At 60.1% G+C, this 23,818-nt stretch carries 32 protein-coding genes; 18 read left to right on the top strand and 14 right to left on the bottom strand.

Annotation, left to right across the window (positions count from 1 at the left end; translation table 11 throughout):
- Nucleotides 1-145: 145 nt before the first annotated feature.
- The 3 genes from pgmG to LQ220_RS08970 are packed head-to-tail and all read right to left on the bottom strand — an operon-like array spanning nucleotide 146 to nucleotide 2,845.
- Entirely contained in the window at nucleotides 146-1,528 is a 1,383-nt protein-coding gene (gene pgmG, locus LQ220_RS08980) for a phosphoglucomutase/phosphomannomutase PgmG (protein WP_230187945.1), read from the bottom strand.
- A 34-nt stretch (nucleotides 1,529-1,562) separates the two neighbouring features.
- The gene (locus LQ220_RS08975) at nucleotides 1,563-2,015 is read right to left on the bottom strand and encodes a J domain-containing protein (protein ID WP_230187944.1); all 453 of its coding nucleotides are present in this window, start codon (nucleotides 2,013-2,015) and stop codon (nucleotides 1,563-1,565) included.
- A complete protein-coding gene (locus tag LQ220_RS08970) occupies nucleotides 2,015-2,845 on the bottom strand; it encodes a division plane positioning ATPase MipZ (RefSeq protein WP_230187943.1) in 831 nt (276 codons plus the stop codon). The genes LQ220_RS08975 and LQ220_RS08970 overlap by 1 nt, the downstream gene beginning before the upstream one ends.
- 115 nt (nucleotides 2,846-2,960) lie before the next feature.
- On the opposite strand from LQ220_RS08970, the gene panC reads away from it, so the two are divergent.
- Together panC and LQ220_RS08960 are read left to right on the top strand one after the other, a co-directional pair.
- Nucleotides 2,961-3,812, top strand: coding sequence for a pantoate--beta-alanine ligase (gene panC, locus LQ220_RS08965; protein WP_230187942.1), 852 nt, complete (start codon nucleotides 2,961-2,963; stop codon nucleotides 3,810-3,812).
- A gap of 138 nt (nucleotides 3,813-3,950) precedes the next feature.
- Nucleotides 3,951-4,247, top strand: coding sequence for an SEL1-like repeat protein (locus LQ220_RS08960; RefSeq protein ID WP_230187941.1), 297 nt, complete (start codon nucleotides 3,951-3,953; stop codon nucleotides 4,245-4,247).
- Between the two features lie 3 nt (nucleotides 4,248-4,250).
- Here the strand turns inward: LQ220_RS08960 and LQ220_RS08955 are convergent, their stop codons facing one another.
- From LQ220_RS08955 to LQ220_RS08940, 4 genes are read right to left on the bottom strand one after another with little or no spacing between them, the layout of a single operon-like run.
- Nucleotides 4,251-5,399, bottom strand: a complete 1,149-nt coding sequence (locus tag LQ220_RS08955; RefSeq protein ID WP_230187940.1) for a GNAT family N-acetyltransferase — start codon at nucleotides 5,397-5,399, stop codon at nucleotides 4,251-4,253.
- 54 nt (nucleotides 5,400-5,453) lie between these two features.
- Nucleotides 5,454-5,915, bottom strand: coding sequence for a RidA family protein (locus LQ220_RS08950; RefSeq protein WP_230187939.1), 462 nt, complete (start codon nucleotides 5,913-5,915; stop codon nucleotides 5,454-5,456).
- Between the two features lie 31 nt (nucleotides 5,916-5,946).
- Complete coding sequence (locus LQ220_RS08945; RefSeq protein ID WP_230187938.1) at nucleotides 5,947-6,585, bottom strand: HAD family hydrolase; 639 nt, start codon at nucleotides 6,583-6,585, stop codon at nucleotides 5,947-5,949.
- Nucleotides 6,582-6,866 (bottom strand): DUF3572 domain-containing protein, encoded by a 285-nt coding sequence (locus LQ220_RS08940; protein ID WP_230187937.1) that lies wholly within the window; start codon nucleotides 6,864-6,866, stop codon nucleotides 6,582-6,584. Before LQ220_RS08940 ends, LQ220_RS08945 begins: the two co-directional genes overlap by 4 nt.
- Nucleotides 6,867-6,929: 63 nt before the next feature.
- Here LQ220_RS08940 and LQ220_RS08935 point away from each other — a divergent pair, with 63 nt between their 5' ends.
- Entirely contained in the window at nucleotides 6,930-7,304 is a 375-nt protein-coding gene (locus LQ220_RS08935; protein WP_230187936.1) for a response regulator, read from the top strand.
- Between the two features lie 98 nt (nucleotides 7,305-7,402).
- On the opposite strand, the gene rpmG is transcribed toward LQ220_RS08935, so the two are convergent.
- Nucleotides 7,403-7,570 (bottom strand): 50S ribosomal protein L33, encoded by a 168-nt coding sequence (gene rpmG / locus LQ220_RS08930; protein WP_066599119.1) that lies wholly within the window; start codon nucleotides 7,568-7,570, stop codon nucleotides 7,403-7,405.
- Nucleotides 7,571-7,793: 223 nt separating this feature from the next.
- Here rpmG and LQ220_RS08925 point away from each other — a divergent pair, with 223 nt between their 5' ends.
- The 3 genes from LQ220_RS08925 (at nucleotide 7,794) to LQ220_RS08915 (ending at nucleotide 9,304) form a co-directional block, all read left to right on the top strand.
- The gene (locus LQ220_RS08925; RefSeq protein ID WP_230187935.1) at nucleotides 7,794-8,111 is read left to right on the top strand and encodes a hypothetical protein; all 318 of its coding nucleotides are present in this window, start codon (nucleotides 7,794-7,796) and stop codon (nucleotides 8,109-8,111) included.
- 12 nt (nucleotides 8,112-8,123) lie between these two features.
- Nucleotides 8,124-8,690: a TMEM165/GDT1 family protein gene (locus LQ220_RS08920; protein ID WP_230187934.1), complete on the top strand. Its 567-nt coding sequence runs from the start codon at nucleotides 8,124-8,126 to the stop codon at nucleotides 8,688-8,690.
- 122 nt (nucleotides 8,691-8,812) lie between these two features.
- A complete protein-coding gene (locus LQ220_RS08915) occupies nucleotides 8,813-9,304 on the top strand; it encodes a DNA starvation/stationary phase protection protein (protein ID WP_230187933.1) in 492 nt (163 codons plus the stop codon).
- 139 nt (nucleotides 9,305-9,443) lie between these two features.
- On the opposite strand, the gene LQ220_RS24895 is transcribed toward LQ220_RS08915, so the two are convergent.
- Together LQ220_RS24895 and LQ220_RS08900 are read right to left on the bottom strand one after the other, a co-directional pair.
- Nucleotides 9,444-10,280 carry a cold-shock protein gene (locus LQ220_RS24895; RefSeq protein WP_290369026.1) on the bottom strand — a complete coding sequence of 279 codons (837 nt, stop codon included), beginning with the start codon at nucleotides 10,278-10,280 and terminating at the stop codon, nucleotides 9,444-9,446.
- A gap of 205 nt (nucleotides 10,281-10,485) precedes the next feature.
- Nucleotides 10,486-10,848, bottom strand: a complete 363-nt coding sequence (locus LQ220_RS08900; RefSeq protein WP_230187932.1) for a hypothetical protein — start codon at nucleotides 10,846-10,848, stop codon at nucleotides 10,486-10,488.
- A 74-nt stretch (nucleotides 10,849-10,922) separates the two neighbouring features.
- Between LQ220_RS08900 and LQ220_RS08895 the strand changes: the two genes are divergently transcribed.
- The 6 genes from LQ220_RS08895 (at nucleotide 10,923) to rpoN (ending at nucleotide 16,068) form a co-directional block, all read left to right on the top strand.
- Nucleotides 10,923-11,729, top strand: coding sequence for a TerC family protein (locus tag LQ220_RS08895; RefSeq protein ID WP_230187931.1), 807 nt, complete (start codon nucleotides 10,923-10,925; stop codon nucleotides 11,727-11,729).
- A 31-nt stretch (nucleotides 11,730-11,760) separates the two neighbouring features.
- On the top strand, nucleotides 11,761-12,378 hold the full coding sequence (locus tag LQ220_RS08890) for a ribonuclease D (protein ID WP_230187930.1): 618 nt from the start codon (nucleotides 11,761-11,763) through the stop codon (nucleotides 12,376-12,378).
- A gap of 6 nt (nucleotides 12,379-12,384) precedes the next feature.
- A complete protein-coding gene (gene lptC, locus LQ220_RS08885; RefSeq protein WP_230187929.1) occupies nucleotides 12,385-13,029 on the top strand; it encodes an LPS export ABC transporter periplasmic protein LptC in 645 nt (214 codons plus the stop codon).
- 2 nt (nucleotides 13,030-13,031) lie between these two features.
- The gene (locus LQ220_RS08880) at nucleotides 13,032-13,577 is read left to right on the top strand and encodes an LptA/OstA family protein (protein WP_230187928.1); all 546 of its coding nucleotides are present in this window, start codon (nucleotides 13,032-13,034) and stop codon (nucleotides 13,575-13,577) included.
- A 115-nt stretch (nucleotides 13,578-13,692) separates the two neighbouring features.
- A complete protein-coding gene (gene lptB, locus LQ220_RS08875; RefSeq protein ID WP_230187927.1) occupies nucleotides 13,693-14,484 on the top strand; it encodes an LPS export ABC transporter ATP-binding protein in 792 nt (263 codons plus the stop codon).
- Nucleotides 14,485-14,529: 45 nt separating this feature from the next.
- Nucleotides 14,530-16,068, top strand: a complete 1,539-nt coding sequence (gene rpoN / locus LQ220_RS08870; protein ID WP_230187926.1) for an RNA polymerase factor sigma-54 — start codon at nucleotides 14,530-14,532, stop codon at nucleotides 16,066-16,068.
- Here rpoN and LQ220_RS08865 read toward each other — a convergent pair.
- Entirely contained in the window at nucleotides 16,065-16,808 is a 744-nt protein-coding gene (locus tag LQ220_RS08865) for a glutaminyl-peptide cyclotransferase (RefSeq protein WP_230187925.1), read from the bottom strand. The genes rpoN and LQ220_RS08865 overlap by 4 nt on opposite strands.
- Before the next feature lie 5 nt (nucleotides 16,809-16,813).
- Complete coding sequence (locus LQ220_RS08860) at nucleotides 16,814-17,551, bottom strand: folate-binding protein (RefSeq protein ID WP_230188020.1); 738 nt, start codon at nucleotides 17,549-17,551, stop codon at nucleotides 16,814-16,816.
- A 66-nt stretch (nucleotides 17,552-17,617) separates the two neighbouring features.
- Here LQ220_RS08860 and LQ220_RS08855 point away from each other — a divergent pair, with 66 nt between their 5' ends.
- On the top strand, nucleotides 17,618-18,946 hold the full coding sequence (locus LQ220_RS08855) for a dihydroorotase (protein WP_230187924.1): 1,329 nt from the start codon (nucleotides 17,618-17,620) through the stop codon (nucleotides 18,944-18,946).
- 33 nt (nucleotides 18,947-18,979) lie between these two features.
- On the opposite strand, the gene rarD is transcribed toward LQ220_RS08855, so the two are convergent.
- Both rarD and LQ220_RS08845 read right to left on the bottom strand, forming a co-directional pair.
- Nucleotides 18,980-19,900 carry an EamA family transporter RarD gene (gene rarD / locus LQ220_RS08850; RefSeq protein ID WP_290369025.1) on the bottom strand — a complete coding sequence of 307 codons (921 nt, stop codon included), beginning with the start codon at nucleotides 19,898-19,900 and terminating at the stop codon, nucleotides 18,980-18,982.
- Nucleotides 19,901-19,915: 15 nt separating this feature from the next.
- Complete coding sequence (locus tag LQ220_RS08845) at nucleotides 19,916-20,137, bottom strand: hypothetical protein (protein ID WP_230187923.1); 222 nt, start codon at nucleotides 20,135-20,137, stop codon at nucleotides 19,916-19,918.
- A 129-nt stretch (nucleotides 20,138-20,266) separates the two neighbouring features.
- Between LQ220_RS08845 and LQ220_RS08840 the strand changes: the two genes are divergently transcribed.
- Genes LQ220_RS08840 through LQ220_RS08820 form a run of 5 tightly spaced genes read left to right on the top strand, consistent with a single transcriptional unit; the run spans nucleotide 20,267 to nucleotide 23,818 of the window.
- The gene (locus LQ220_RS08840; RefSeq protein ID WP_230187922.1) at nucleotides 20,267-21,028 is read left to right on the top strand and encodes a hypothetical protein; all 762 of its coding nucleotides are present in this window, start codon (nucleotides 20,267-20,269) and stop codon (nucleotides 21,026-21,028) included.
- Nucleotides 21,029-21,085: 57 nt separating this feature from the next.
- Nucleotides 21,086-21,466 carry a fluoride efflux transporter CrcB gene (gene crcB / locus LQ220_RS08835; RefSeq protein WP_230187921.1) on the top strand — a complete coding sequence of 127 codons (381 nt, stop codon included), beginning with the start codon at nucleotides 21,086-21,088 and terminating at the stop codon, nucleotides 21,464-21,466.
- Complete coding sequence (locus LQ220_RS08830) at nucleotides 21,463-22,905, top strand: RluA family pseudouridine synthase (RefSeq protein ID WP_230187920.1); 1,443 nt, start codon at nucleotides 21,463-21,465, stop codon at nucleotides 22,903-22,905. Before crcB ends, LQ220_RS08830 begins: the two co-directional genes overlap by 4 nt.
- Nucleotides 22,902-23,561 (top strand): HAD-IA family hydrolase, encoded by a 660-nt coding sequence (locus LQ220_RS08825; protein WP_230188018.1) that lies wholly within the window; start codon nucleotides 22,902-22,904, stop codon nucleotides 23,559-23,561. Before LQ220_RS08830 ends, LQ220_RS08825 begins: the two co-directional genes overlap by 4 nt.
- Nucleotides 23,558-23,818 (top strand): hypothetical protein, encoded by a 261-nt coding sequence (locus LQ220_RS08820; protein WP_230187919.1) that lies wholly within the window; start codon nucleotides 23,558-23,560, stop codon nucleotides 23,816-23,818. The genes LQ220_RS08825 and LQ220_RS08820 overlap by 4 nt, the downstream gene beginning before the upstream one ends.

Raw genomic sequence — 23,818 nt, 5'->3', positions numbered from 1 at the left:
ATCGCAGCAAGGGTTGCTGCAAATGCGAAAAACAAAACACTGGTTGCAAAAATTGCAACTCTACAAAGACGCTAGACTTCCGTAACGGAAGGTAGCGTGCCGTCCTGTTGTTTTTAACAGGCCGATATGGCGTCTCAGGCGAAAATCAGTGTCCCGCTTGCGGGCCGCGTTCCAATCCGGACGCCGCAAGTTGCGAATCGATCTGCGCGAGCAGCTTGTCGAGTCCCGCCTGATCCTTGGCTTCTGCGCGGGCAACCAGCACATCCTGGGTGTTGGATGCACGCAACAACCACCAGCCGTCGGGCGTGTTGACGCGTGCGCCGTCAGTGTCATTCACCGTTGCGCCGGATTCCTTCAGACGTGCGAGCACTTCGTCGATGACAGCAAATTTGCGGCTTTCATCGACCTGGAACCGCATTTCGGGTGTGTTGACCATGGCGGGCATTTCGCTGCGCAATTGGGTGACGCTCTTGCCCAGCGATGTTGCCGCGCGGATCAGACGGACGGCAGCGTATAGCGCATCGTCGAAACCATAATATTCATGTTTGAAAAAGATATGACCGCTCATTTCGCCGGCCAGCGGGCTGCCGGTTTCCTTCATCTTCGACTTGATGAGGCTATGGCCCGTCTTCCACATCAAAGGCACGCCGCCCAGTTCCGCCACGCGATCGTACAGTGCCTGACTGGCCTTTACGTCCGCGATGATCGTCGCACCGGGCAGTTCCTTCAACACCGGCTCTGCATAGATCGACAGCAACTGATCGCCCCAGATCACCCGACCTTCGCCATCGATGGCGCCAATACGGTCACCATCGCCATCGAATGCCACGCCGAAGTCGAGTTTCTTGTCGGCAACCAGCGCCTTGAGATCGACGAGGTTCTTTTCCTCGGTTGGGTCGGGGTGATGATTGGGAAAATTGCCGTCAACGTCGGTAAACAGGGTGTAATGCTCACCCGGCAGCAGCTTGATGAGCTTCTCGACGATCGGCCCGGCCACGCCATTCCCGGCGTCCCAGCCAATACGATAGGCTGCACCGTCGAAGCCTTCGACCAGTCGCGCGACATACTGATCCATGATCTCGGCGCTTTCCGACCCGGCAGTGCCGTCGTCCCAATCGCCGTTTGCCGCCATCGTGCCGAGCTGCTGGATATCGGCGCCAAAGAAAGGACGGTGCTGAAACACCATCTTGAAACCGTTGTAATTGGCAGGGTTGTGGCTGCCCGTGATTTCGATTCCGCCATCCACGTCCAGCACGGCTTCGGCGTAATAGAGCATCGGGGTCGGACCTTCGCCGATCCGCACGGCATGGATGCCGCTTTCATTGAGACCTTTGACGAGAGCGGCCTCCAATATCGGCGAGCTGACGCGACCGTCATAACCTACGGCGACTTTCTTGCCGCCTGCACGCCCGATCAGCGTGCCGAAACCGCGACCGATGGCATAGGCATCGGCTTCGCCCAGCGTTTCGCCGATAATGCCACGAATGTCATATTCGCGCAGAGATGTAGGGTGAAAACTGTGCGTCATGCGTCTTCCTGTCTTTCTGAAATTGTTCGTGGCGTTACCGATCGCGGCCCGAATCTTGTTCATTGTGCATGTGCAATATCGCATAATGCTGCAATAGCACATCGCGCGCTTCGTTGATTTTTGCTGCTAGCGCCTGCGTGCCGCCTTTGTCGGGATGGACCGTGGCAATCAAACGACGATGTGCCGCCCGAATGTCTTCAGCATCAGCATTGGCCGCCAACCCCAGCAGTTCTCGCGCATCCGCGACACGGCTTTCATCCGGTGCTGCACGAACAGCTTTTGCAGGTTTGCGGATACGCATCGCCGCGTAAATGACAGAGACGATCACCGGCAACACGCCGATGAGCGGCTTGCCTTTGGCCGCCATCACCGCGCCTACGATGGCGATGCCAAGCATCAGGCCGTCCTTGGCAGTTATCCGCTGCAGTCGCCCAGTCCAGACAAGCCATCCGGCCACCCCGATGAGCAGAATGGCCAGCAACCCCATCAGGCAGCGTCCAGCGGCTCTTGGTTGTGGGCTTCGGCGGAAGCGGCTTCCTGCTCATGCACCACCGACGGCAAGGCCAGGCCGGCCACCATTTCGCGCAGCTCCTGTCGCGCCGCGATGTGGCTGACGCCCAGTTCGCCCAGATGCCCTTTGTCCAGCAAGGTCAGGCCTGACGGAAACAGCTCACGATAGATCACACGCTCGGAGAGGCCGGGAATAACACGAAAGCCGACACGTCGCGATAACTCGGTGAGCGCATCACCCACACGCTTCTTGTTGCGAGCGTCGTGATGCTGGACGCGGTTGCGCAACACGACCCAGTCGATCGACACCCCGTCGGCTTTCGCACGGCTTTTGCGCGCTTCGAAAATTAGTTCGGAATAAAAGGACAAGCGCTTGACCTTGAATGTCTCGGCATCGACTTGCCCGATCAGATCGAAATCGACGAAGCTGTCGTTCATCGGCGTTACCAGCGTATGCGCCTGCGATGCCATGGCACGGGCGAACACATCGTCACGACCGGGTGTGTCGACTATCAGGAAATCCTTGCCCTGCGCTACGGCAGCCACTTCCTCCGCCAGCGCCTCCAGCGTGTCGCCCTTGAAAACGGCGTATTCAGGCGCAGGCAGCACGATGTTGCGCCGCTTCGCTGTGTCGCCCCGATTCTCCATATAGCGCGTGACGGTCCGCTGCCGGGGATCGAGATCGATCATCCCGACTCGGTGCCCCTGCGTGGCCAGCGCTACGGCGACGTGCACCGCCGTCGTCGATTTGCCCGTGCCGCCTTTTTCATTGGCAAAGACGATGGTGTGCGCCTTGTGGCTGGTCATTGGACCTGCAGTTCCCTGTTCTGATCGTTGGTATTATCGTTTGATTCTTGACCGGCCGGGCATTGACGCCTTAGCGGAAAAGGATCGTTCAGCCCTTATCGGAGCCTCCCGCCACGTGCAAACCCTCCGTGATCTTCCTGCCCTTCGTGGCGCACTTGCAACCCTTCGTGCTGATGGAAAGCCCGTCGCGCTGGTTCCTACTATGGGGGCATTGCATGACGGACATATGGCGTTGGTCGACGAAGCCAAGCGCCAGGCCGCGCATGTCGTCGTCTCGATCTTCGTCAATCCAAAGCAATTTGGCCCTAACGAGGATCTTGCGGCCTATCCCCGCCGCGAAGCGGGCGACAGCAAGATGCTGGCCGATGCAGGCGTGGCGATACTCTGGGCACCATCCGTCGACGCCATGTACCCGTCGGGTTATTCATCGAATGTCTCCGTCTCTGGCGTCAGCGAAGGGCTGGACGGCGCGGCCCGACCGGGCCATTTCGATGGCGTCGCCACCGTGGTCTCAAAACTCTTCAATCAGGTGCGACCCGATGTCGCTGTGTTCGGCGAGAAGGATTATCAGCAGCTTGCCGTCATCCGCAGGATGGTTCTCGATCTCGATATGGACGTGCAGATCATCGGCATGCCGACGCAACGGGCCGAAGACGGCCTGGCGCTGTCCAGCCGCAATGCTTATCTCACCGAGCAGGAGCGCAGGGATGCGCTCGCCTTGCCGCGCGCTCTTGGTGAAGCGGCCCGACAGATGAAAAAGGGCATGCCCGTCCGGGATGCATTGCATGCAGCGCAGGCATTGTTGCTTGGCCATGGTTTCGGGTCGGTCGATTACGTACAGCTTTGCGATGCCGTGACGCTGGAGCCGATGGAGGTGCTGGATCGTCCCGCCAGATTGCTTGGCGCGGCGCGCATTGGGTCCACACGGCTGATCGATAATATTGCGGTCGATCTCCTCCGAGCGTGATTAACCCTGCCTTGCGATGAAAACGCTACATAATTTCATTTTCGGGCCACCGCGTCGTTAACCATTTATTATCACCGACTCGCCAAGTTGCCATTTGCGGAAGTCCATAGTGGGACCGTCCAAGAGGGGTTCGGTGAGATGGGTAACAGTATTTCGAGTGCGCGGTTTCTGATGGAAAGCCGATTGGCCGATGCGGCGCGCGGCAATGGCCATGCGCTGTATGAACTGGGCATAGCGTACAGCAGCGGCAGCGGCGACATCGAAATCGACTATATCGAGGCTCACAAGTGGTTCAATCTTGCCGCGCTGGCGGGTATCGAAGAAGCGCAGTCGCTTCGTGCCGATGTGGCTGAAGAAATGACGGCGCGCGAAATCGTCGAAGCACAGCGGCAGGCCCGCGCATGGATCGCTGCTACGACCCGCGCTGCCGCCTGAACTTTACGCCTTTTTGAAAGGCGTACGCTCTTCCAGAAATTCACGGTCAAGCACTACTGCGGCGCGCTCTTGCGTCAGAAACCCGGCGACTGCCCGGCGAAAGCCTGGGTCCGCGATGTAATGGGCCGACCAGGTCGGCTGCGGGGCATAGCCGCGCGCGAGCTTGTGCCCGCCTTGCGCACCGGCCTCCACACGCTTCAGCCTCAGCGCAATGGCAACATCGATTGCCTGATAATAACATAGCTCGAAATGCAGGAAGGGTATGTCCTCGCTGCATCCCCAATAGCGACCGAACAAAGCGTCGCTCCCGATCAGGTTGAGCGCTCCGGCGATCGGTTTGCCCGCGCGATAGGCCAGGATCAGCAACATCTTGTCGCCCATCCGTTCCCCCAGCATCGAAAACGCAACCCGCGTCAGATACGGCGTGCCCCACTTGCGCGCGCCTGTGTCCTGATAGAAGCGCCAGAATATGTCCCAGTGCTTCTCCGTCAGGTCGCTCCCGGTCAGATGGAATATCTCCAGCCCCTCGACCGCCTTCGCACGCTCCTTGCGAATGTTCTTTCGCTTGCTGCTCGACAATTCCACCAGAAATTCATCGAAGCTTGCATAGCCTCGGTTGGTGAAATGGAATTGGCTGTCCTCCCGAATCAGCCAGCCAGCCGCTTCGAACAGTGCAACCTGGCTTTCCTCCACAAAAGTGGCATGCGCCGAGGACAGATCGTTGTTCCCGACCAGCATTTCGATGCCGCCGATCAATGCCGGGGCCATCGTCGGATCGCGCAGCAGCAGGCGGGGACCGGGGACGGGGGAAAAGGGCGAAGCGATCTGGATCTTGGGATAGTAGCTTCCGCCTGCCCGCTGCCAGGCATCCGCCCATTGATGATCGAACACATATTCGCCCTGGCTATGCGTCTTGCCATAGCATGGTGCGGCTGCTGCCAGCATCCCATCAGGACCGTCGATCAGCATGGGTAGCGATTGCCAGCCCGTTCCAGGGCCAACGCTGCCGGACTCCTCCATGATGCTGAGAAAAGCATGCGAGACAAAGGGGTTGTCGGGGCCCGCGCAAGCGTCCCATTGTTCGGGTATAACCGCGCAAACGCCGCCCGGCTCCACGCGAACGGTCACTGCGTCCTGAGTGGAATCATTCATAACGTGTCGGCTTCCGGTTTCGGAAAACCGTAGTCTTGGTTTGCACCCGTCGGCTTAACCTTGCCGGACGGCGATGATTGCATCGATCTCCACCGCAGCCCCGCGCGGCAGGACAGGAACGCCGACTGCACTACGGGCATGGCGTCCCGCTTCACCGAAGATCGCGACCATCAGGTCCGATGCACCATTGGCGACAGCGGGCTGATCGGTGAAATCGTCCGTGCTGGCGATAAACGCACCCAGCTTCACGACGCGCTCGACGCGGTCCAGCGATCCCAACGCGGCCTTCATCTGCGCAACCAGCATAAGGCCGCACTTCTCGGCGGCTTTCTGCCCGAAGGCGATATCGCGATCATCACCCAGACGTCCCGTCAAGATGACATCGCCATCGAATGGCAACTGGCCGGAGATATGGAGCATGCCATTGACCTCAACGGCTGCGACATAGGATGCGATAGGTGCCGCAGGCTGGGGCAGGACGTGGCCGAGTTCGGCGATATGCGATTCAATGCTCATTGCGCTCTTCTGATCGTGGTGAGGGAAAGGGTCAAGCGGAGAACGGCGCAGCGTGCTCGCCTTGCGCAAAGCGATCCATGATCCATGCTTCGGCATCCGGCCAATGATCGATACGGGCATGAGCCGCAGGTTCAGAAGGCACCTGCCCGGCGATTTCGGGTTCGCCAATCATATGGAGGCGCCATGCCTGCGGTGCATGTTTGGCAACCGATTGATGATGAACGCCCAGATCGTCGATGAATACGGTTACACTTGGCTGTTTGCGCTCGATTATCTTTGCGAGCGGAGCGCCTTTGCCGCCCTGGTTCCAGTGGACCCGGTGCTCGATCCCTAACATGCGCAGTTGCTCCACACGCCCGGCGTGCGCGCGTTCGCCAATATTCGTCAACACCTCTATGTCGGCAACATGTGACAGCCGGGCCAGTGCATCGACGGCACCGGCGATCGGCTGCTGCCGGTGCATTTCGGTATCGAAAAAGGCACTCAGCAATGTCCAGACCAACTCGCGTTCCAGCACATCGCCGCTGTCCTTGTGTCGCAATGCGTCCGTAAACTCCTGGCCTCGCATATCGAAATGCACGCCGTGCGCTTCGTCAAGCCAGTGTCGGAAGGGTACGACCATGTGCAGCAGCACCTCATCGCAGTCGGTAACGATCAAGGGACGGTTCATGCGGTCAGTGCCTTATGCGCGTGGATCAGGGCAGTTGGTTTGCAGTCTATCGCATCGGCACAGGCGATGAGATCCGGCTCATAGTTCGCCAGATGGTCGAGAACGGCGCTGAGTATCAACGGATCGCCAATCCCCGCCCGAAGCGCGTCAGCGTCCAGCCCGGTAATTGCCAGCAGCCGATCGGCGCGCCGCGTGTCGGACAGCATCCACACCAGTGCCTGCAAAGCCAGCGTTTGCGGGTCGGGCGCGCTGTTCTTGCTTTCCATGTCGCTGGGGGGCATTTAGGTACTGCCTCGTGAGGGGTACGGGATGTCCCGTGGGTCAATGAGTTTCCGGAGCTTCTGTTGGCAAAGCGCGTGCTCGTTGTCGAGGACAACGAACTCAATCTGAAACTTTTCTGCGATCTGCTGCGCGCGCATGGTCATGACGCGCTGGCGGTGCGTGACGGGCGTGACGCGCTTGTACAGGCCCGTGCTTTTTTGCCTGAGCTTGTCATCATGGACATTCACCTGCCCCACATCAGCGGTATCGACATTATTATCGCGCTGAAGGCCGACCCGGCGCTAAGGCATGTGCCAGTAATGGCGGTGACAGCCTATGCGGGGAAGGGCGACGAAGAAAAGATCCGGGCTGCAGGGGCCCAAGCCTATGTCTCAAAGCCCATTTCGGTCATGAAGTTCATGGACGTGGTCAATGGACTGTTTCAGCCTGCACCATGAACATGCGCCCAACGACAAAGGCCCGCGCCGAAATCCGGAGCGGGCCTTTGTAGGCAAGCAACGCATTGGATCGAACCGGACGGTTCGATCTCAGCGGCTTACTTGATCTTGGCTTCCTTGAACTCGACATGCTTGCGCACGACGGGATCATATTTGCGGAAGCTGAACTTTTCCGTCTTGGTGCGCGGATTCTTCTTCGTCACGTAGAAGAAGCCGGTGTCAGCCGTGCTGACGAGTCTGATCTTGACGGTGGCTGGCTTCGCCATATCCGTATCCTTGCAAAAAAGACGGAGGATCTACCCCCGCGAATCTGTTGAAAAATAAAGGCGGCATCGCAGCCGCCCGGTTTCAGCGCCGCCCATTGCGGCAGATTCGCCTTCCTGTCAAGCGCCGGGCTGTTTTCTTGCGGCTTCCGCCAGCACTTTACGGGCCATTAACTATCGAGCGCGCATGATCGTGACAGGGACAGGCAAACAGGGAGCCGCACCCATGAAGCATGATGCAATGTCGATGATTCGGACTGACGTAATCAATCGCATCGACGCGATAGCGGCGCAACGGGGGCACATCCGCCTCACCAATATGTGCGAGGAAGTCGACCACATCCGGCATGTCGCCCGCAGCTATGGCATGGAACCGCTCGAACGCCTGGCGTCCATGCTCGAATCGGCGCTGGCGCTGGATGGACACGGTCCCATCGTTCTATCCTACCTTGATATGATGCGCGATGCCGCGGCCTGCGAAGAGGTCGGCCCGCACGTCAGCACGGCCTATATGGCGGCGATGTCCCTGCGCATGGGCGCCTGACGTCCAGCGGATATGGATGCATTGCTGTCAGCACTTCTGGCATGCGCGCTATGCGAGATGGGCGGCGGCAACCAGATGTTGTCGCTGGCCCTGGCACAGCGCTTCCAGCGCGATAGCGCGGTCCTTGTCGGCATAGCCGTTGGCGCGATGGCCAATGCCGCACTTTCTGCGGCAGGCGGCTGGCTCATCTCCACTATGATCGCGTCCGATGCGCGGACCTTATTCCTGGCGCTCGCTTTGGTGCTGGGCGGGGTAGGATTGTTCATCGCAGCCAAACACCCCGACACACTCGATAGCTGGCGCACGGGGCCAGCATTGACCGCATTTGCCGGCATCTTCATTCTGGGATTTGGCGACGGCGCACAGTTCATAATTCTCGGTTTGGCAACACGCACAGGCGATCCCGTCATGGCGGCCATTGGCGGAGCGATCGGGATATTCGTCGCCTGCGCTCCGGCGGTGTTCCTGCGCAAACCCATACTCGCGTCTGGTGGACTCCTCTGGATACGCCGCATGGGCGGCAGCATTCTGATGTCGATTGGCGCGGTTATGGCACTGTCCGCTACGTCCCTGCTTTGATCGGCTGGAACGATCACATTAGATGATTCTTTTTCCGAAAGTTTGTTGGTATCCCGTGGCACTAATTCGCTAGTCGATCATTATGTGTCCGTAACCTTTTTTGCTCGATCGGGAGAATATTCATGACAGCAGCCGAACTCAAAACCCCCACGGATCTCAAAAGCAACGCGACGAAGTCCGTAGCCGACGCACTGAATGGTGTGCTCGCCGACAGCTACGCGCTGTATCTGAAGACGAAGAATTTCCACTGGCATGTCTCGGGCCCGCATTTTCGCGATTATCACTTGATGTTCGACGATCAGGCTGCGCAGATTTTGGCCACGACCGATGCAATTGCAGAACGTGTCCGCAAGACGGGGAACACCACGCTGCGGTCTATCGGCGACATTTCCCGTCATCAGACGATCAAGGACAATGACGCGACTTTCGTAAGCGCCGAGGACATGCTGGCTGAACTGCGCCAGGACAATCTGGATTTTGTCGAAACGCTGCGCGCTGCCAAGGAAGCGGCAACCGAAGCCAAGGATAATGCAACCGAGGGCATTATCGATGACTGGACCGATCAGGCCGAAGAACGCGCATGGTTCCTGTTCGAAGCCAGCCGCAAGGGCTGATTTCAAATCTATACCGTCGCCCGGTCGTGAAAACCGGGTGGCGGCATATTGATTAGTCTAAAACAAAAGGGCCGATGCACCATCAAGTGCATCGGCCCTTTTGTGTATATTCGTTCCGTTGGGAACGACGATATTTCTATCAGTCGGACTTTGGCTGAAGGTTCACAGCCGCGTACTTGCCGCGACGATCGACTTCCAGTTCGAAATCCAGACGATCGCCTTCATTGAGCGATGCCATGCCAGCACGTTCAACGGCGCTGATATGAACAAACGCATCGGGCTGACCGTCATCGCGCTGAATGAAGCCGAAGCCTTTCATAGCGTTGAAGAACTTGACCGTGCCGCTCGAACGTTCGCCGGTAAGCTGACGCTGAGGTCCGCGATCACCTGCAGGGGCGCCACCGCCGAAACCGCCGGCGCGTGGTTCACGTGCTTCACGCGGCGGGCCGCGATCGGTCACAGGAAGGGGTTCGCCATCGATCTTCAGATCGGTCGCCGAAACCTTGCCGCCGCGATCGACCAGGGTGAAGCCCAAAGGCTGACCTTCGGCCAGACCTGTCAGGCCGGCCTGCTCGACTGCGCTGATGTGAACGAACACATCTTCGCCACCATCGTCACGCACGACAAAGCCGAAGCCCTTTTGTCCATTGAAGAACTTTACAACGCCGGTGCCTTCCCCAACGACCTGGGCAGGCATGCCGCGACCGCCGCCGCCAGCACCCGCGCCACCGCCGCGGAAACCGCCGCCGCCGCCAGCACCGCCGCCGAAGCCGCCGCCACCGCCGAAGCGATCACCGCCGCCGCCGCCGCCGCCGAAACGGTCGCCGCCACCAAAGCCGCCGCCGCCACCGCCGAAGCGATCACCGCCGCCGCCAAAACGGCCGCCACCCTGTTCTGCGTATCCGCCGAAATTCTCGTCGCCGAAACCGTCCCGCTTGTCCTTGCCGCGCCCGCGGCGACCTCTATCAAAACTCATGCCCTGTTAGTCACTTTCGCTTCGCCCATCGAACTTCGGATGAACATGCCGGACGAAGGGACATGCAGAATCCGCCGCAAAACCACGGTTTGGAATCAGTATAGACAGATTTTTTAGGTTACGCGAATGATTTTCCTGACGTTCCGTTGTCTTTACGTCTCGAAGCACTCGAAGTGCGCAAGTCGATATTCCGTTTACCAACAATTCAGATAGTCCACGTCGCAGGATCGGCGATGGCTTCCTGCTTTTGCGCCTTCAATAACGCAACAACGCTGCGCACGATTACCCAGATGCCGATAGCCAGCATGATCAGGAATCCGATGCCGATGATCAGCAATGTGAAGCCTATGACGGAGCCTGCAAATGCTATCCAGAACGTCCGGATATGAAAACGGTAATGGCTTGATTCCCAAGGCGCGCGGGCCTCACCTTTCCAGATATAGGCCAAGACAAGCCCGATGATGCCCGTCACCCCCAGCACAAAACTCGCGAGGTAAAGCAACGCAATAATGGTAGGGCCGTTAAGCGAAAAGCTGCTGGTTTGTGTGCTTCCATTGCCGTCATTCATGATCGAACATCCCCCAACTGATCAACATGCAAGGGCATCTTGTACGCAGCGCTACATTTAGGCAAGGAGTCGCCATGACCGAGATGTTCTCCATTTTCGCCGATCCCGCTGTCTGGGCTGCGCTATTTGCGCTGGTGATCATGGAGGTGGTACTCGGTATCGACAATTTAATCTTCATATCGATTCTTTCCAACAAGCTGCCGCCGGAACAGCAGGGCAAGGCGCGCAAGTTGGGGATCGGCCTTGCCCTCGGCCTCAGGCTCTTGCTCCTTTCGGGCATCGCTTGGCTTGTCGGGCTGACACAACCGGTTATCGACCTAGGCATTACGGGCACACCCGGAAGCCATGGGGAGCCGACGTTCGAAACGGCATTTTCCTGGCGTGACATCATATTGATTACCGGCGGCCTGTTTCTGGTGTGGAAGGCGACCAAGGAAATCCACCATAATCTGGACACCGAAGAATCGGGCGCCTTGCTCGATAAAAAGGGCTCGAAGGTCGTGAGCTTCGGTGCGGTGATCGTTCAGATACTGCTGCTCGACATGGTGTTTTCCATTGATTCGATCCTGACGGCCGTGGGCATGACCGATCATTTGCCGGTCATGGTGATTGCCGTGATCGTTGCGGTAACGGTGATGTTGCTGGCCGCCGATCCCCTGGCCACGTTCATCGGAAAGAACCCGACGGTCGTCATGCTGGCTTTGGGTTTCCTGCTCATGATCGGTTCCGTACTCATTGCCGACGGCTTTGGCGTGCACGTGCCGAAAGGGTATATTTATGCCGCGATGGCGTTTTCGGCCTTCGTCGAAATGCTCAACATCGCCAGCCGACGCCGTCGGATGAACAAGGCCGGGGATGACACGACCAAAACGGTTCATTGAATGGCGAGGATTCCCTCTCTAAAGGGATCGGATGACAGTCCATTTTCATGAAGAAGACTTGCCGGCAGATGTCCTTGCCGAAGGGTCCGTAGCCATCGATACCGAAACCATGGGGCTCATTACCCCGCGCGATCGCCTTTGCGTCGTGCAGATCAGCGATGGAAAGGGCGACGAACATCTTGTCCGTTTCAATCCGGGCAGCCGTTACGATGCGCCTAATCTTAAGGCCATCGTCGCCGATCCGGCACGGCTCAAGCTGTTCCATTTCGGCCGCTTCGACATTGCCGCCATGCAGCATTACCTCGGTGTGCTTGCCGCGCCAGTATATTGCACCAAGATCGCGTCGCGCCTCGTGCGGACCTATACCGATCGCCACGGCCTGAAAGAACTGGTGCGGGAATTGCTCTCGCAGGATTTGAGCAAGGTACAGCAAAGCTCCGACTGGGGTGGCCCGGTCTTGTCGGACGCGCAAAAGGATTATGCAGCGTCGGACGTCCGTTATTTGCATATGCTGAAAGAGGAACTGGACCGTCGCCTGATTCGCGAAGGGCGCATGGAATTGGCGCAGGCCTGTTTCGATTTCCTGCCGCATCGTGCGCAACTCGATCTGGCCGGCTGGCCCGAAGCCGACATTTTCGCGCATATCTAAACCGAGATGTCGCTTCAAGCCGAACAGCAACGTTCCCATCGCCAGCACTGGGCCGTGCCGGGCGGCGCACATGATCGGCTGATCGGCACGCTGAAGAACATTTTGCCGGTGATGGTCGGCGTCCTGTCGGCTTTCCTCGCGATGGCGCCGTTTACCGGGTCGGGCGATGTCAGCTTCGTTCTCGACAAGAACAAGGTCGCTGTCGCCAAGGAGCGCATGCGGGTCACCGAAGCCCTGTATCGGGGGGAAGACAGCAAGGGGCAGCGCTTTTCCCTGCGGGCCGGGTCAGCCGTCCAGAAAAGCTCGCGTGAGCCGATCGTCGATTTGCAGGACTTGTCGGCACGTATCCTGTTGTCGGATGGCCCCGCTGTGCTTGTCGCGCAGCGCGGTCGCTACGACATGGATGCCGAGCGTGTTAAGATAGACGGCGCAGTACAGTTTCAGGCGGCCGGTGGTTACCGCATGACGACTCGCGACGTCGGCATCGACCTCAAAACACGGCGAATGAAGAGCGACGGGCGCGTCGATGGACGCATGCCTATCGGTACGTTCAGCGCCGACCATCTGGAAGCGGACCTCAGCGAGCGGACAGTGACCTTGAATGGTCGCGCCCGCTTGCGTATCGACCAAAATGGCCTCAAAGGGCGGTGACTATGAACCGGCTATTGTCTTCTTCCACTCTTGCTGCGGCCATACTGGGCGCGCTGGCGTGTGCCGGGTCCGCGCATGCGCAGATCATGGCGAATCACAATAGCAACGCGCCCGTCAACTTTGCCGCCGACAGAATCGAAGTGCAGGATCGGGCGGACCGGGTTGTGGTGTCGGGCAATGTCGTCGTCGATCAGGCCGGACTGCATTTGACTGCGGCTCGTATGACCGTGGCCTATCGGCAAGTGGGCAGCGTCGAAATCGACCGGATCGACGCATCGGGCAGTGTCGTAGTGACTCGCGGCAATGAAACGGCCCGTGGGAATGTCGCGATATACGATCTCAATCGACGGCTCATCACGATGCTGGGCAATGTCCAATTGAACCAGGGCGCCAATCGGCTGACGGGTGGGCGGTTGCTGATCGACCTCGTCAGTGGTCGCTCGACTGTCGATGGCCGTTCGGCAGGCGGTCCGCCGGGATCGACCACCGGCTCTTCGGGTCGCGTTTCGGGCACGTTCACCGTACCGCAGCGGACCACCAAACCCTGATAATCCGGGCATGGTTTCGCGTGGCGGTGCAAAGCCCCTTGCCGACATCCCTCCTTCCATGCACAAAGCCTGCCAGATTGAAGGCGGGGCTGCACGAGGCTCATAAGGACAGGCCATGAACGAAGTTGCCAGCATCGACCCCGGTGTCGACCATAGCGCGTCCTCCATCGCACCGCATGACGTGAACGACGGGCTTTCGGTTGTATCCATCGCGAAAAGCTATGATCGCCGCGCGGTATTGAGCGATGTTTCGTTGACGGTCGGCAATGGCGAAGTCGTTGGTCTGCTTGGTCCCAATGGTGCGGGCAAGACGACGTGCTTCTATTCGATCATGGGGCTGGTACGCCCGGACAGCGGCCGCATCATGCTCGACGGCCATGATATCACCAGCCTTCCCATGTATCGCCGCGCCATTCTGGGCCTTGGCTATCTGCCGCAGGAAACATCCATCTTTCGAGGGATGACGGTCGAGCAGAACATCAGCGCGGTTCTGGAACTGGCAGAGCCGGACAAAGCTGCGCGGGCCGACCGGCTGGAAACGCTGTTGTCCGAATTCGGGCTGGCCCGGTTGCGCGGCGCATCGGCGATGGCGCTGTCGGGCGGCGAGCGGCGGCGCTGCGAAATCGCGCGTGCGCTGGCGGCGAACCCATCGATCGTGTTGCTGGACGAACCCTTTGCCGGGATCGATCCGCTATCGATTGCCGATATCCGCGATCTGGTGAAGCAATTGAAGACACGCGGCATCGGCGTTCTCATCACCGACCATAATGTTCGTGAGACGCTGGAAATCGTCGATCGTGCTTGCATCATCTACGACGGGAAAGTGCTGTTCGCGGGGAGCCCGACCGAACTGGTCGCCAATGCGGATGTGCGCCGTCTGTATCTGGGCGAGAGCTTCTCGCTGTGACATGACGATCCTGCCGCACATTTCTTTTTGCGGTAGGCACGGCTGATGGCGCTCGGTCCACGCCTCGATCTGCGGCAGAGCCAGTCGCTTGTCATGACGCCGCAGTTGCAGCAGGCAATTCGCTTGCTTGCGCTGTCCAATCTTGAAATCGAAAATTTCATCGCGGGCGAGCTGGAAAAGAACCCGCTGCTGGAATCCGCGCCGGGTGGCCCCGAAGACATGTCGTTGGGCGATCTGCCCGAGGCTAGCTTCGACACCCCGATACTGTCGTCTGAAACAGCGACCGCCGATTCGCTCATCGCGCAGGGCATGGGTGCATCCGACAGTCCGCTCGATGTCGATTACGGGGCAGAAACTTTTATCGACGATGGTCCCGGGGATCGTGTGGCGGAACGTGTCGCCATGTCCGATCGGAGCATCAGCAGCACGTCACAGGAAAGCAGTGTCGGCTTCGGCGAGGATGGGCCGGATTTCGACAGCTTCGCTTGCGCCGACATGGGGTTGCACGAACATCTCATGGCGCAGGCAGGTGCGCGCCTTTCGGGTACGGAACTGATCATCGCCGGCCAATTGATCGGCCAGATCGATGACGCGGGGTATCTTGAAGCCGATCTGTTGCAGACTGCCTATAATCTCAACGTACCGCTCTACACGGTCGAAGCAGTGCTGAGCGTCATTCAGTCCTTTGATCCCACCGGTGTCGGAGCGCGAACGCTGTCGGAATGTCTGGCGCTGCAGGCGAAGGAAGCGGACCGCTACGATCCGTGTATGCAGTTGCTGCTCAACAATCTCGACATTCTGGCCAAGGGCGCGCTGCCGCATCTGCGCCGTATCTGCGGCGTCGATGAAGAAGATATGGCGGATATGATCCGGGAGCTGCGTAATTACGACCCAAAGCCGGGCCTGCGATTTGGCGGCGATGCGACGCAGGCGGTGGTGCCGGACGTGTTTATAGCGCCGCGCGGAGATGGCTGGGCCATCGAAGTGAATACCGCCACCTTGCCGCGCCTGCTGGTCAACCGCAGCTATTATGTCGAGCTGTCGGGCGGCGCGCATGACAAGAATTCGAAGGCATGGCTCGCCGATTGTCTCGCCAGCGCCAACTGGCTGGTAAAGGCGCTCGATCAGCGGCAGAAGACGATCATCAAGGTCGCCAGCGAAATCGTGAAGCAGCAGGAAGCGTTTTTCCGTAAGGGTGTCGCGCATCTGCGGCCGCTGACGTTGCGGATGGTGGCCGATGCCATCGAGATGCACGAGTCGACTGTCAGCCGAGTGACATCGAACAAATATCTGTCGTGCCCGCGTGGGCTGTTCGAGATGAAATATTTCTTCACCAGCGCGATCCAGTCTTCCGATGGTGGCGATGCGGTGTCCGCTGAAGCGGTGAAAAGCCATATCAAGGCACTGATCGCGGGCGAGAACCCGCGCAAGATATTGTCGGACGACACGTTGGTCGACCTGCTTCGCGAAAAGGGCTTCGACATTGCCCGGCGTACAGTCGCCAAATATCGCGAAGCCATCGGGATCGGATCGTCGGTGCAGCGGCGGCGGCAAAAGGCTTTGGGCGGCAGCAAAGCGGCCTAACGCTGGAGCTTGATCTCGAACAGTTGCGGCCAGAATTTGCCGGTGACGAACAGCCGGTCTTTGGCAGCATCATAGGCGATGCCGTTCAATACGGCGTCGTGATCGTTCACCTGTGCCTTGGCGGCGAGAGGGGACAGGTCGATCCAGTCGATGACCGCGCCGGTCGCAGGGTCGATGCGCGCGATGCGGTTTTCGTACCAGATGTTGGCCAGCACTTCGCCTTTGACATATTCCAGTTCGTTAAGCCGATCCACCGGTTGCCCGTTCCAGGTGACCGTGACGCGCCGCTTCTCGGCCAGCGTGTCGGGGTCGAGAAAGCGTAGCTGCGCTGTGCCGTCGCTCATGATGATCTGCTTGCCATCCTGCGTCAGCGCCCAGCCTTCGCCTTCGTAACGGAAGGTGCCGGTTTGCTTGAAGTCCTTCCGGTTCCAAACGAATCCCAGTCGATGTCGCCAGGTCAGGCTGACGATCTTGTCGCCCCAGTTGACGATGCCTTCGCCGAAATACTGCCGATCCAGAGTCGTGCGGCGCAGAACTTTGCCGTCCTTCAATCGCACCTGCCGAATGTCGGACACCCCGTTCAGGCCTGTGCTCTCATACAGCCCGCCATCGGCCCACAGTAGGCCTTCGGTAAAGGCCTTGGGATCGTGCGGATAGGTTTTGACGAGCGTCCAGCGTGTATCTGCCTGAGCGACGGCGGGGATCAAGCAAAGTAGTGCGGCAATGACGAGACGGCGCATTCGGTTCAGCTTTCGACGGGCGCAGCAATGGCCTGAGCGAGCCATTCGGGCAGGTCCAGCGAACCCATATCCTCGACGCGTCGATGTTCGATCGAGAGGCCCAATTCGGGCAAGGCCAGACGCTGTCTCTTGGCATCAGCCTGCGCCAGCGGGACCGCCACCAGCCGCCGGTTGACCTTCGAACGGTAATGCATCCGCGCCGTGTTCTCCTGCCCGATATAGCAGCCCTTGGTAAAGTCGACGCCGTTCAGTTCCTCGGCATTGGCTTCAAGCCACAGCGTCTGATCTTGCCCAAGTTCTTCGACTCCTTCGAAAATCTGCAAAATAAGTCGATACGCGAAAAACGATTCACTGGCGTCGCCGTCCGTCGCCGGGGCAAGCCAGCGATGTCCAAGCGCAGGGTGGCGCGGGTCCAGCGGCTTGCCTTCCGCCACCTTTGCCCAATGCACCGCGAGGTCCGGTTCGCGGGCAATCGTCACCGGGCGGCGCAAGCGATAGAGGGACAGGCGGCGGATGAGCGCGTCGGCTTGTTCCGCTTCGCAATCGATGAGGACATCGGTGCCGTCGGCCCACAGCATGAAATCGAACAAAGCCTTGCCCTGCGGGGTCAACAGGCCGGACCAGCGCGGCTGATCGGGCAATAAGCCGATGACCTCCTGCGTTATCAAACCTTGCAGGAAGGGGCGGGCGTCCTCGCCGCCGACACGAATGACGGCGCGGTTGGAAAGGGTGGTGTTCGCTATGGTATCGGGCATGGCCTTTAGGTAGGACGGATGTAGACGTTATCCAACAGCAACTTGGCCGGTATCATGACCCAGACATATGACCTGATCCTCAAGAACGGCACCGTCCACACACCGGGCGGACCGGCGCAGGCCGATGTCGCTGTGTCGGGGGGCAAGATCTCGGCGATAGGTGTCGGCTTGTCCGGCGGCGAGACGATAGACTGTACGGGCCTCGACATCCTGCCCGGCGTTATCGACAGCCAGGTGCATTTCCGCGAGCCGGGGCTGGAGCATAAGGAAGATCTGGAAAGCGGGAGTCGCGCGGCGGTGCTGGGCGGGGTGACGGCGGTGTTCGAGATGCCGAACACCAATCCCAATACCGACACCGCCGCCCGCGTGCAGGACAAGCTGACGCGCGCGCATCACCGGATGTGGTGCGATCACGCATTTTATGTTGGAGCGACTGCCGACAATGCCGAGCAACTGGCAGAGTTGGAAAAAATCCCCGGCACGGCGGGCGTCAAAATCTTCATGGGCGCATCGACGGGCAGCTTGCTGGTCGACGACGACTCGGCTTTGTCGCGCGTGCTGGCATCGGGCAAGCGCCGCGTGGCGATCCATGCCGAGGATGAGACGCGGATGAATGCGCGCAAGCCTCTGGCGCTGGAAGGCGATCCGTCGACGCATCCGATCTGGCGCGACGATGAAAGCGCAATGATCGCGACGAAGCGGATCATCAAACTCGCGCGCGCAGCGGGGCGGCGCATCCACATTCTGCACATCACTACACCGGCGGAACTGGAATATATTGCGCAGAACAAGGATATCGCGACTTGCGAAGTCACGCCGCAGCATCTGACGCTGGCCGGCGAGGATGCCTATCCCCGCCTTGGCACTTATGCGCAGATGAACCCGCCGATCCGCTCAGGCGCGCATCGCGACGGGTTGTGGAAATGGCTCAATCAGGGCGTTCCCGATGTGCTGGGGTCGGATCATGCGCCGCACACGCTTGAGGAAAAGGCGAAGACCTATCCTGCATCGCCCAGCGGTATGCCCGGCGTGCAGACGCTGGTGCCGCTGCTGCTCGACCATGTCGCCCATGGGCGCACGACGCTCGCGCGGTTCATCGAGCTGACGAGTGCAGGGCCGCAGCGCATCTTCGGGCTGGTGGGCAAGGGCCGGATCGCGCTTGGCTATGACGCCGATTTCACCATCGTCGATTTGAAAAAGCGTTGGACGGTGGGCACCGACTGGCTCGCCTCACGTTGCGAATGGTCGCCGTTCACCGACATGGAACTGACCGGCAAGGCAATCGGCACGATCATTCGCGGGCATCGGGTTATGTGGGACGATACACTGGCGAATGCGGCCATCGGCGAGCCTGTTCGGTTCGAAGCGACGCAGTTTCCGTAAAGGGTCGCTGAGCGCTGATCGCCTGCTTTGATTTTATGTCAAAGCAAGGCGGGCCGCACGGGTGGACCGCAACAGATCGACCGTGAAGAGTATCAAGCCAGCCCAGATCAACACAAAGCTGATCATCTGACCGCGGCTGAGCGTTTCGTCGAACAGCAGGACGCCAATCAGAAACTGAATTGTCGGTGCGAGATATTGCAGCAGCCCCAGCATCGATAAAGGCATGCGCCGCGCAGCGGTCGCGAACAACAGCAACGGCACCGATGTAACGATTCCGCTAAGCGCCAGCAAGATCGAGGTTGCTACATCCTTGCCGAACGCCGCTTGCCCCTGACTGACGAGCCAGATGGCATAAGCCGCGGCTATAGGCGTGAGGATTAAAGTTTCAGCGGCAAGCCCCTGGCGAGGGCCAACCGCCGCCGTTTTGCGGATCAGGCCGTACAATGCGAAGCTGACCGCCAAGGTTATGCTGATCCATAGCGTATTTATTGCCGACACTGCCATGACCGCCACGCCTATGGCGGCGACGAGGATTGCGGCGATTTGAACCGGGCGCAGCTTTTCTTTCAGCACCAAGACGCCCAGAAGGACGTTGACCAGAGGGTTAAGAAAATAGCCCAGGCTGGCCGCAACGATATGATCGTTGGCAACGGCCCAGATATACACCAACCAATTGATGGCAATCAGCAGGGCGCTGCCGGTCATGGCAATCATCGTGCGCCGGTCGCGCAGAGTGCGGCCGAAATCGCCCAAAGCACCGGTCGCCCCCAGTATCGCAATCATCAATATCAGCGAGAACAGGATGCGGCTGGCCACAATTTCGACCGGACCGACCGTCGGCAGCAGCTTGAAATAAAGGGGTAACAGCCCCCACAGGAAATAGGCCCCGATGCCGAAGAGGAGACCGTTGGGCGGTGTGTGCGCTTCGGGATCGGGCGCTATCGATTTGACCACGGTCGCTGCAGCAGATCAGATAAGACCGCCGCCAAGCACCAGACGAAACACGCCCAACGCCGCGACGATCAGGCAGAAATTACGCCCGCCATTCCGGGAGGATACAACGCCCACCAACGCCCCGAACAGGGCGATCGGTACGATAAGCCAGTTCGCCCAGCCCAAAAACGGAATGATCGTCGGCAACATGAAGAGCAAGGCGACGAGGCCGATCAGGCCGGAAAGAATGTTCAGCATGTGTAGAAGATGGCCTTCCCCGCCTATTGCTTCAAGGACCAATGCAGCGAAAATGGCATGGCAATCCGGCGCGCACCTGTCTGTTTACCATTTCGTGATATTCGAAGGCCTTGGGAAAGGAGCCCGCCTATGATCCGCACTGTTTCGACGAAGCTGGCTTTATGCCTTGCCTCTTCTCTGCTGCTCGCAGGATGCAGCAGCGGCGGCAAGGACGACGCGCTCAACGCGCTCGATGCGGACCTGACGAACACTGTCAGCGATCCGGCTATCAGGGGTGCGCTGGAAGGGCCGATTGTCGTCGATCCCAATCTGACGGCGCAATCCAACATCAATGCCGTGCGGACCGGCGAGAAGCCCATTAGTGGCGGCGTGCCTACGCTGAAAGGTGCAGAGGCGTCGGCGCAGGCGCTCAGGCTGGTTGGCGGCAAGCTGCTCCATGCGCCCGAGGCGACCCAGGCACAGCCTTGCCCCGATTGCGGGCCGGATGGTCCTGCTACTCTGGGGGCGCTGGCCCGCGAACAGGGGAAGCGTCACGCGACCGCAGGTGGCTGCAATGCGAAACCCGATTACGGGATGCAGTGGGCATCGCGCTTGCCCGAACCTTTTGGGCTCTATCCGGGCGCTGCGCTCGTTGAAGCGGCGGGAGCGGACGGCGCGTCCTGTGCGATCCGGGCAGTCAGCTTTGTGGCAGGCGCGCCGATGCAGGATGTGATCGACTTTTACTACACGCAGGCAAAGCGCGCAGGGTATAATGCCGAGCATCAGTTGATGAATGGCGAGCATGTGCTGGGCGGGGTGCGAGGCAGCGACGATGGTGCCTATTTCATGACATTCGCGAAGGCACCGGGTGGCGGCACTGCTGTCGATATGGTTGCCAATAAAGGTCGCTAGGGGCCTTTGCCGACGCAGGGGTGACGCCGGAGGCAAAACCCTCTAGGGCGTATTCCCATGAACCAAACCTTCCTCGTCATGGCGGGCGGCGCCGTCGGGGCGGCGCTGCGCTATCAGCTCGGGCGCATATCCACGCACATGCTCGGCGCATCCTATCCCTGGGGCACGCTTGCCGCCAATCTGCTTGGCGGCCTCGCCATGGGCTTGCTCGTGGGGACATTGACCCGCACCACGCCCGCCAATGGCGAGCAGATTCGATTGCTCCTGGGTGTCGGCGTGCTGGGGGGCTTCACAACTTTTTCCGCGTTCAGCCTTGAAACGGTGCTGATGATCGAGCGTGGGCAGGGCCTTATGGCTGTCGGTTATGTTCTTGCGTCCGTGCTGGGTGCGCTGGCCGCGCTCAGCTTTGGCCTGTTTATCGTTCGGAGTGTAGCATGAAGAGTGGACCGACCGGACGTGGTCCCGGCAGACCGACCAATGGGCCGACAAAGGGGCCAACGAGTGGGGCCACGGGTCGACCGACTGGCAAGTCCGCAGCGCCCAAGGGTGCGCCCAAGCCGCCTTCGCGCGGCCGCAGTGCCGGGAAATCATTCCCCGTTGCCAAGGATGGCGCGAAGCCGGGCAAGGGCTTTGGCGCAAAATTCGGCGCCAAGAAGCCGACCGGCAAGAGCGGCCCGCCGCGCGATACGAAGGATGTTGCCAGAAAAGCACCTGCGCGCACTGCCAAGCCGAAGGTCGAAAAGGTCGCCGTCGCGCCCAAGCCGGTGAAGGACGCGGGCGTTACGCTGGACGTACGCCAGTTCCGCGTGGCGCAGGACGATGACGGTATTCGCCTGGATCGCTGGTTTCAGCGGCATCTGCCCGATGTGGGGTTCAACGTCGTATCGCGCTGGGCGCGGACCGGGCAGTTGCGCGTCGATGGCGCGCGCGCCGCGCCGGGGGATCGCGTCGCCGATGGCCAGACGATCCGGGTGCCTCCCGCTGAAGCGAAAGCGCCGCGCCCGGAAAAGCCCGCGCGGGCAAAGAAGCAGATTTTGCTGTCGGACGATGAAATCGCGTTCGCGCAGGACATGGTCATCCATCGCGACGATCAGGCGATTGTCCTCAACAAGCCGCCGGGTCTGGCGACGCAGGGCGGCACGAAGACCGATTCGCATGTCGATGGTTTGCTCGATGCGCTGATGTTTGACAGCGAACAGCGGCCCAAGCTGGTGCATCGGCTGGACAAGGATACGTCCGGCGCGTTGCTGATTGCGCGCTCGGCGCGCTCGGCAGGCTATTTCGCCAAGGCGTTTTCCAGCCGTACCGCGCGCAAGATTTACTGGGCGCTGGTCGTCGGTGTGCCCGATGTGCGCGACGGCATGATCGACTTGCCGCTTGCCAAGCAACCCGGCACCGGCGGCGAGAAGATGCATGTCGATGAGAAGGAAGGGCTGCCTGCGCGCACCCGCTATCGCATCATCGAACGCGCAGGCAATCGCGCGGCGTGGGTGGAACTACAGCCATTTTCCGGTCGCACGCATCAATTGCGCGTGCATATGGCGGCGATTGGGCACCCTATCGTGGGCGACGGCAAATATGGCGGCAAGGAATCGTTCCTGTCCGGCACGATCAGCCGGAAGATGCACCTGCATGCGCGGCGTATCCGCATCGACCATCCCGATGGCGGGCATGTCGATGTGATGGCGGAACTGCCCACCCATTTCGCCGAAAGCATGGCCGACATGGCGTTCGACATGGAACTGGGCGACATGCCGCTGGACGATGAGATCGACACCACGCCCACGCGCGACGATGAAAAGAAGTTCGCGCGCCAGCATGCCAAGGCCGTGCGCAAGGAACGGCGCGGCGAACGGCGGGGCAGAGGCACGCGCTGATGCGTCCGCTGGCGCTTTTCGACTGCGATGGGACGCTGGTCGACAGCCAGCATAGCATCTGTGCCGCCATGGCACGCGCATTCGATGCGGTTAAGCTGCCCGCGCCGGATCGACCGGCGATCCTGTCGGTCGTCGGGCTTTCGCTGCCCCATGCCATGGCGAAGCTGTTGCCAGAGGCGGACGATGCGTTTCACAACCATGTGTCGGACCAGTATCGCGAAGCCTTTCGCGCCATGCGGAGTGAGGGCGACGTCAGCGAACCGCTCTATGAAGGCATCGCCGAACTGCTCGATATATTGCTGGCGCGGGGCTGGTTGCTGGGCGTGGCGACGGGCAAATCGGATCGCGGCCTCAATCTGTGTCTGACGCAGCATGGGATACTCGATCGTTTCGTGACGCTCCAGACGGCGGATCGCCATCCGTCGAAGCCGCATCCGGGGATGTTGATGGAAGCGATGGCGGAGGCAGGCGCTGTGCCAGAAACGACCGTGATGATCGGCGATACGACATATGACATCGAAATGGGGGTCAGCGCAGGGGTGCGGGCCATCGGCGTCAACTGGGGCTATCATTTGCCCGAAGAACTGATCGAAGTCGGTGCGGTGGCCGTCGCGGTGGACAGTGTCGACCTTGGTCGCCATATCGGCACGCCATGAGCGATAGCGAACCCAACCTTCCCCCGGTCGACCCGAACAAGGCAGCGCGCGAGCGATTGCTGTTCATCAACCTGTTCCGCCTGTCGGGCGTCTTCATCCTGATGTTCGGTTTTCTCATCATGATGCAGCGCTTTTCCTGGGTGCAGGGCAAGGAAGCCAAGATCATGGGCGCGATCATCGCGACGGTCGGCATGGCGCAGACGATCGTCATCCCCCGCATGCTGCTGCGCGCATGGCGCACGCCGCCATCGGCCTGA

This window comes from Sphingobium sp. CECT 9361 (genome assembly GCF_918741285.1).
Taxonomy (GTDB): Bacteria; Pseudomonadota; Alphaproteobacteria; order Sphingomonadales; family Sphingomonadaceae; genus Sphingobium.
This window is presented reverse-complemented; position numbering and strand designations above follow the sequence as displayed.

Coding starts and splice junctions, on each gene's coding strand:
- pgmG (WP_230187945.1), bottom strand. CDS start 1,528: ATGACGCACAGTTTTCACCCTACATCTCTGCGCGAATATGACATTCGT.
- LQ220_RS08890 (WP_230187930.1), top strand. CDS start 11,761: ATGACAGTCCATTTTCATGAAGAAGACTTGCCGGCAGATGTCCTTGCC.
- crcB (WP_230187921.1), top strand. CDS start 21,086: ATGAACCAAACCTTCCTCGTCATGGCGGGCGGCGCCGTCGGGGCGGCG.
- LQ220_RS08925 (WP_230187935.1), top strand. CDS start 7,794: ATGAAGCATGATGCAATGTCGATGATTCGGACTGACGTAATCAATCGC.
- LQ220_RS08900 (WP_230187932.1), bottom strand. CDS start 10,848: ATGAATGACGGCAATGGAAGCACACAAACCAGCAGCTTTTCGCTTAAC.
- LQ220_RS08920 (WP_230187934.1), top strand. CDS start 8,124: ATGGATGCATTGCTGTCAGCACTTCTGGCATGCGCGCTATGCGAGATG.
- LQ220_RS08960 (WP_230187941.1), top strand. CDS start 3,951: ATGGGTAACAGTATTTCGAGTGCGCGGTTTCTGATGGAAAGCCGATTG.
- LQ220_RS08855 (WP_230187924.1), top strand. CDS start 17,618: ATGACCCAGACATATGACCTGATCCTCAAGAACGGCACCGTCCACACA.
- LQ220_RS08970 (WP_230187943.1), bottom strand. CDS start 2,845: ATGACCAGCCACAAGGCGCACACCATCGTCTTTGCCAATGAAAAAGGC.
- LQ220_RS08945 (WP_230187938.1), bottom strand. CDS start 6,585: ATGAACCGTCCCTTGATCGTTACCGACTGCGATGAGGTGCTGCTGCAC.
- LQ220_RS08915 (WP_230187933.1), top strand. CDS start 8,813: ATGACAGCAGCCGAACTCAAAACCCCCACGGATCTCAAAAGCAACGCG.
- LQ220_RS24895 (WP_290369026.1), bottom strand. CDS start 10,280: ATGAGTTTTGATAGAGGTCGCCGCGGGCGCGGCAAGGACAAGCGGGAC.
- LQ220_RS08845 (WP_230187923.1), bottom strand. CDS start 20,137: ATGCTGAACATTCTTTCCGGCCTGATCGGCCTCGTCGCCTTGCTCTTC.
- LQ220_RS08830 (WP_230187920.1), top strand. CDS start 21,463: ATGAAGAGTGGACCGACCGGACGTGGTCCCGGCAGACCGACCAATGGG.
- rpoN (WP_230187926.1), top strand. CDS start 14,530: ATGGCGCTCGGTCCACGCCTCGATCTGCGGCAGAGCCAGTCGCTTGTC.
- rpmG (WP_066599119.1), bottom strand. CDS start 7,570: ATGGCGAAGCCAGCCACCGTCAAGATCAGACTCGTCAGCACGGCTGAC.
- LQ220_RS08865 (WP_230187925.1), bottom strand. CDS start 16,808: ATGCGCCGTCTCGTCATTGCCGCACTACTTTGCTTGATCCCCGCCGTC.
- lptC (WP_230187929.1), top strand. CDS start 12,385: ATGTCGCTTCAAGCCGAACAGCAACGTTCCCATCGCCAGCACTGGGCC.
- LQ220_RS08950 (WP_230187939.1), bottom strand. CDS start 5,915: ATGAGCATTGAATCGCATATCGCCGAACTCGGCCACGTCCTGCCCCAG.
- LQ220_RS08880 (WP_230187928.1), top strand. CDS start 13,032: ATGAACCGGCTATTGTCTTCTTCCACTCTTGCTGCGGCCATACTGGGC.
- LQ220_RS08820 (WP_230187919.1), top strand. CDS start 23,558: ATGAGCGATAGCGAACCCAACCTTCCCCCGGTCGACCCGAACAAGGCA.
- LQ220_RS08955 (WP_230187940.1), bottom strand. CDS start 5,399: ATGAATGATTCCACTCAGGACGCAGTGACCGTTCGCGTGGAGCCGGGC.
- lptB (WP_230187927.1), top strand. CDS start 13,693: ATGAACGAAGTTGCCAGCATCGACCCCGGTGTCGACCATAGCGCGTCC.
- LQ220_RS08975 (WP_230187944.1), bottom strand. CDS start 2,015: ATGGGGTTGCTGGCCATTCTGCTCATCGGGGTGGCCGGATGGCTTGTC.
- LQ220_RS08940 (WP_230187937.1), bottom strand. CDS start 6,866: ATGCCCCCCAGCGACATGGAAAGCAAGAACAGCGCGCCCGACCCGCAA.
- LQ220_RS08895 (WP_230187931.1), top strand. CDS start 10,923: ATGACCGAGATGTTCTCCATTTTCGCCGATCCCGCTGTCTGGGCTGCG.
- LQ220_RS08840 (WP_230187922.1), top strand. CDS start 20,267: ATGATCCGCACTGTTTCGACGAAGCTGGCTTTATGCCTTGCCTCTTCT.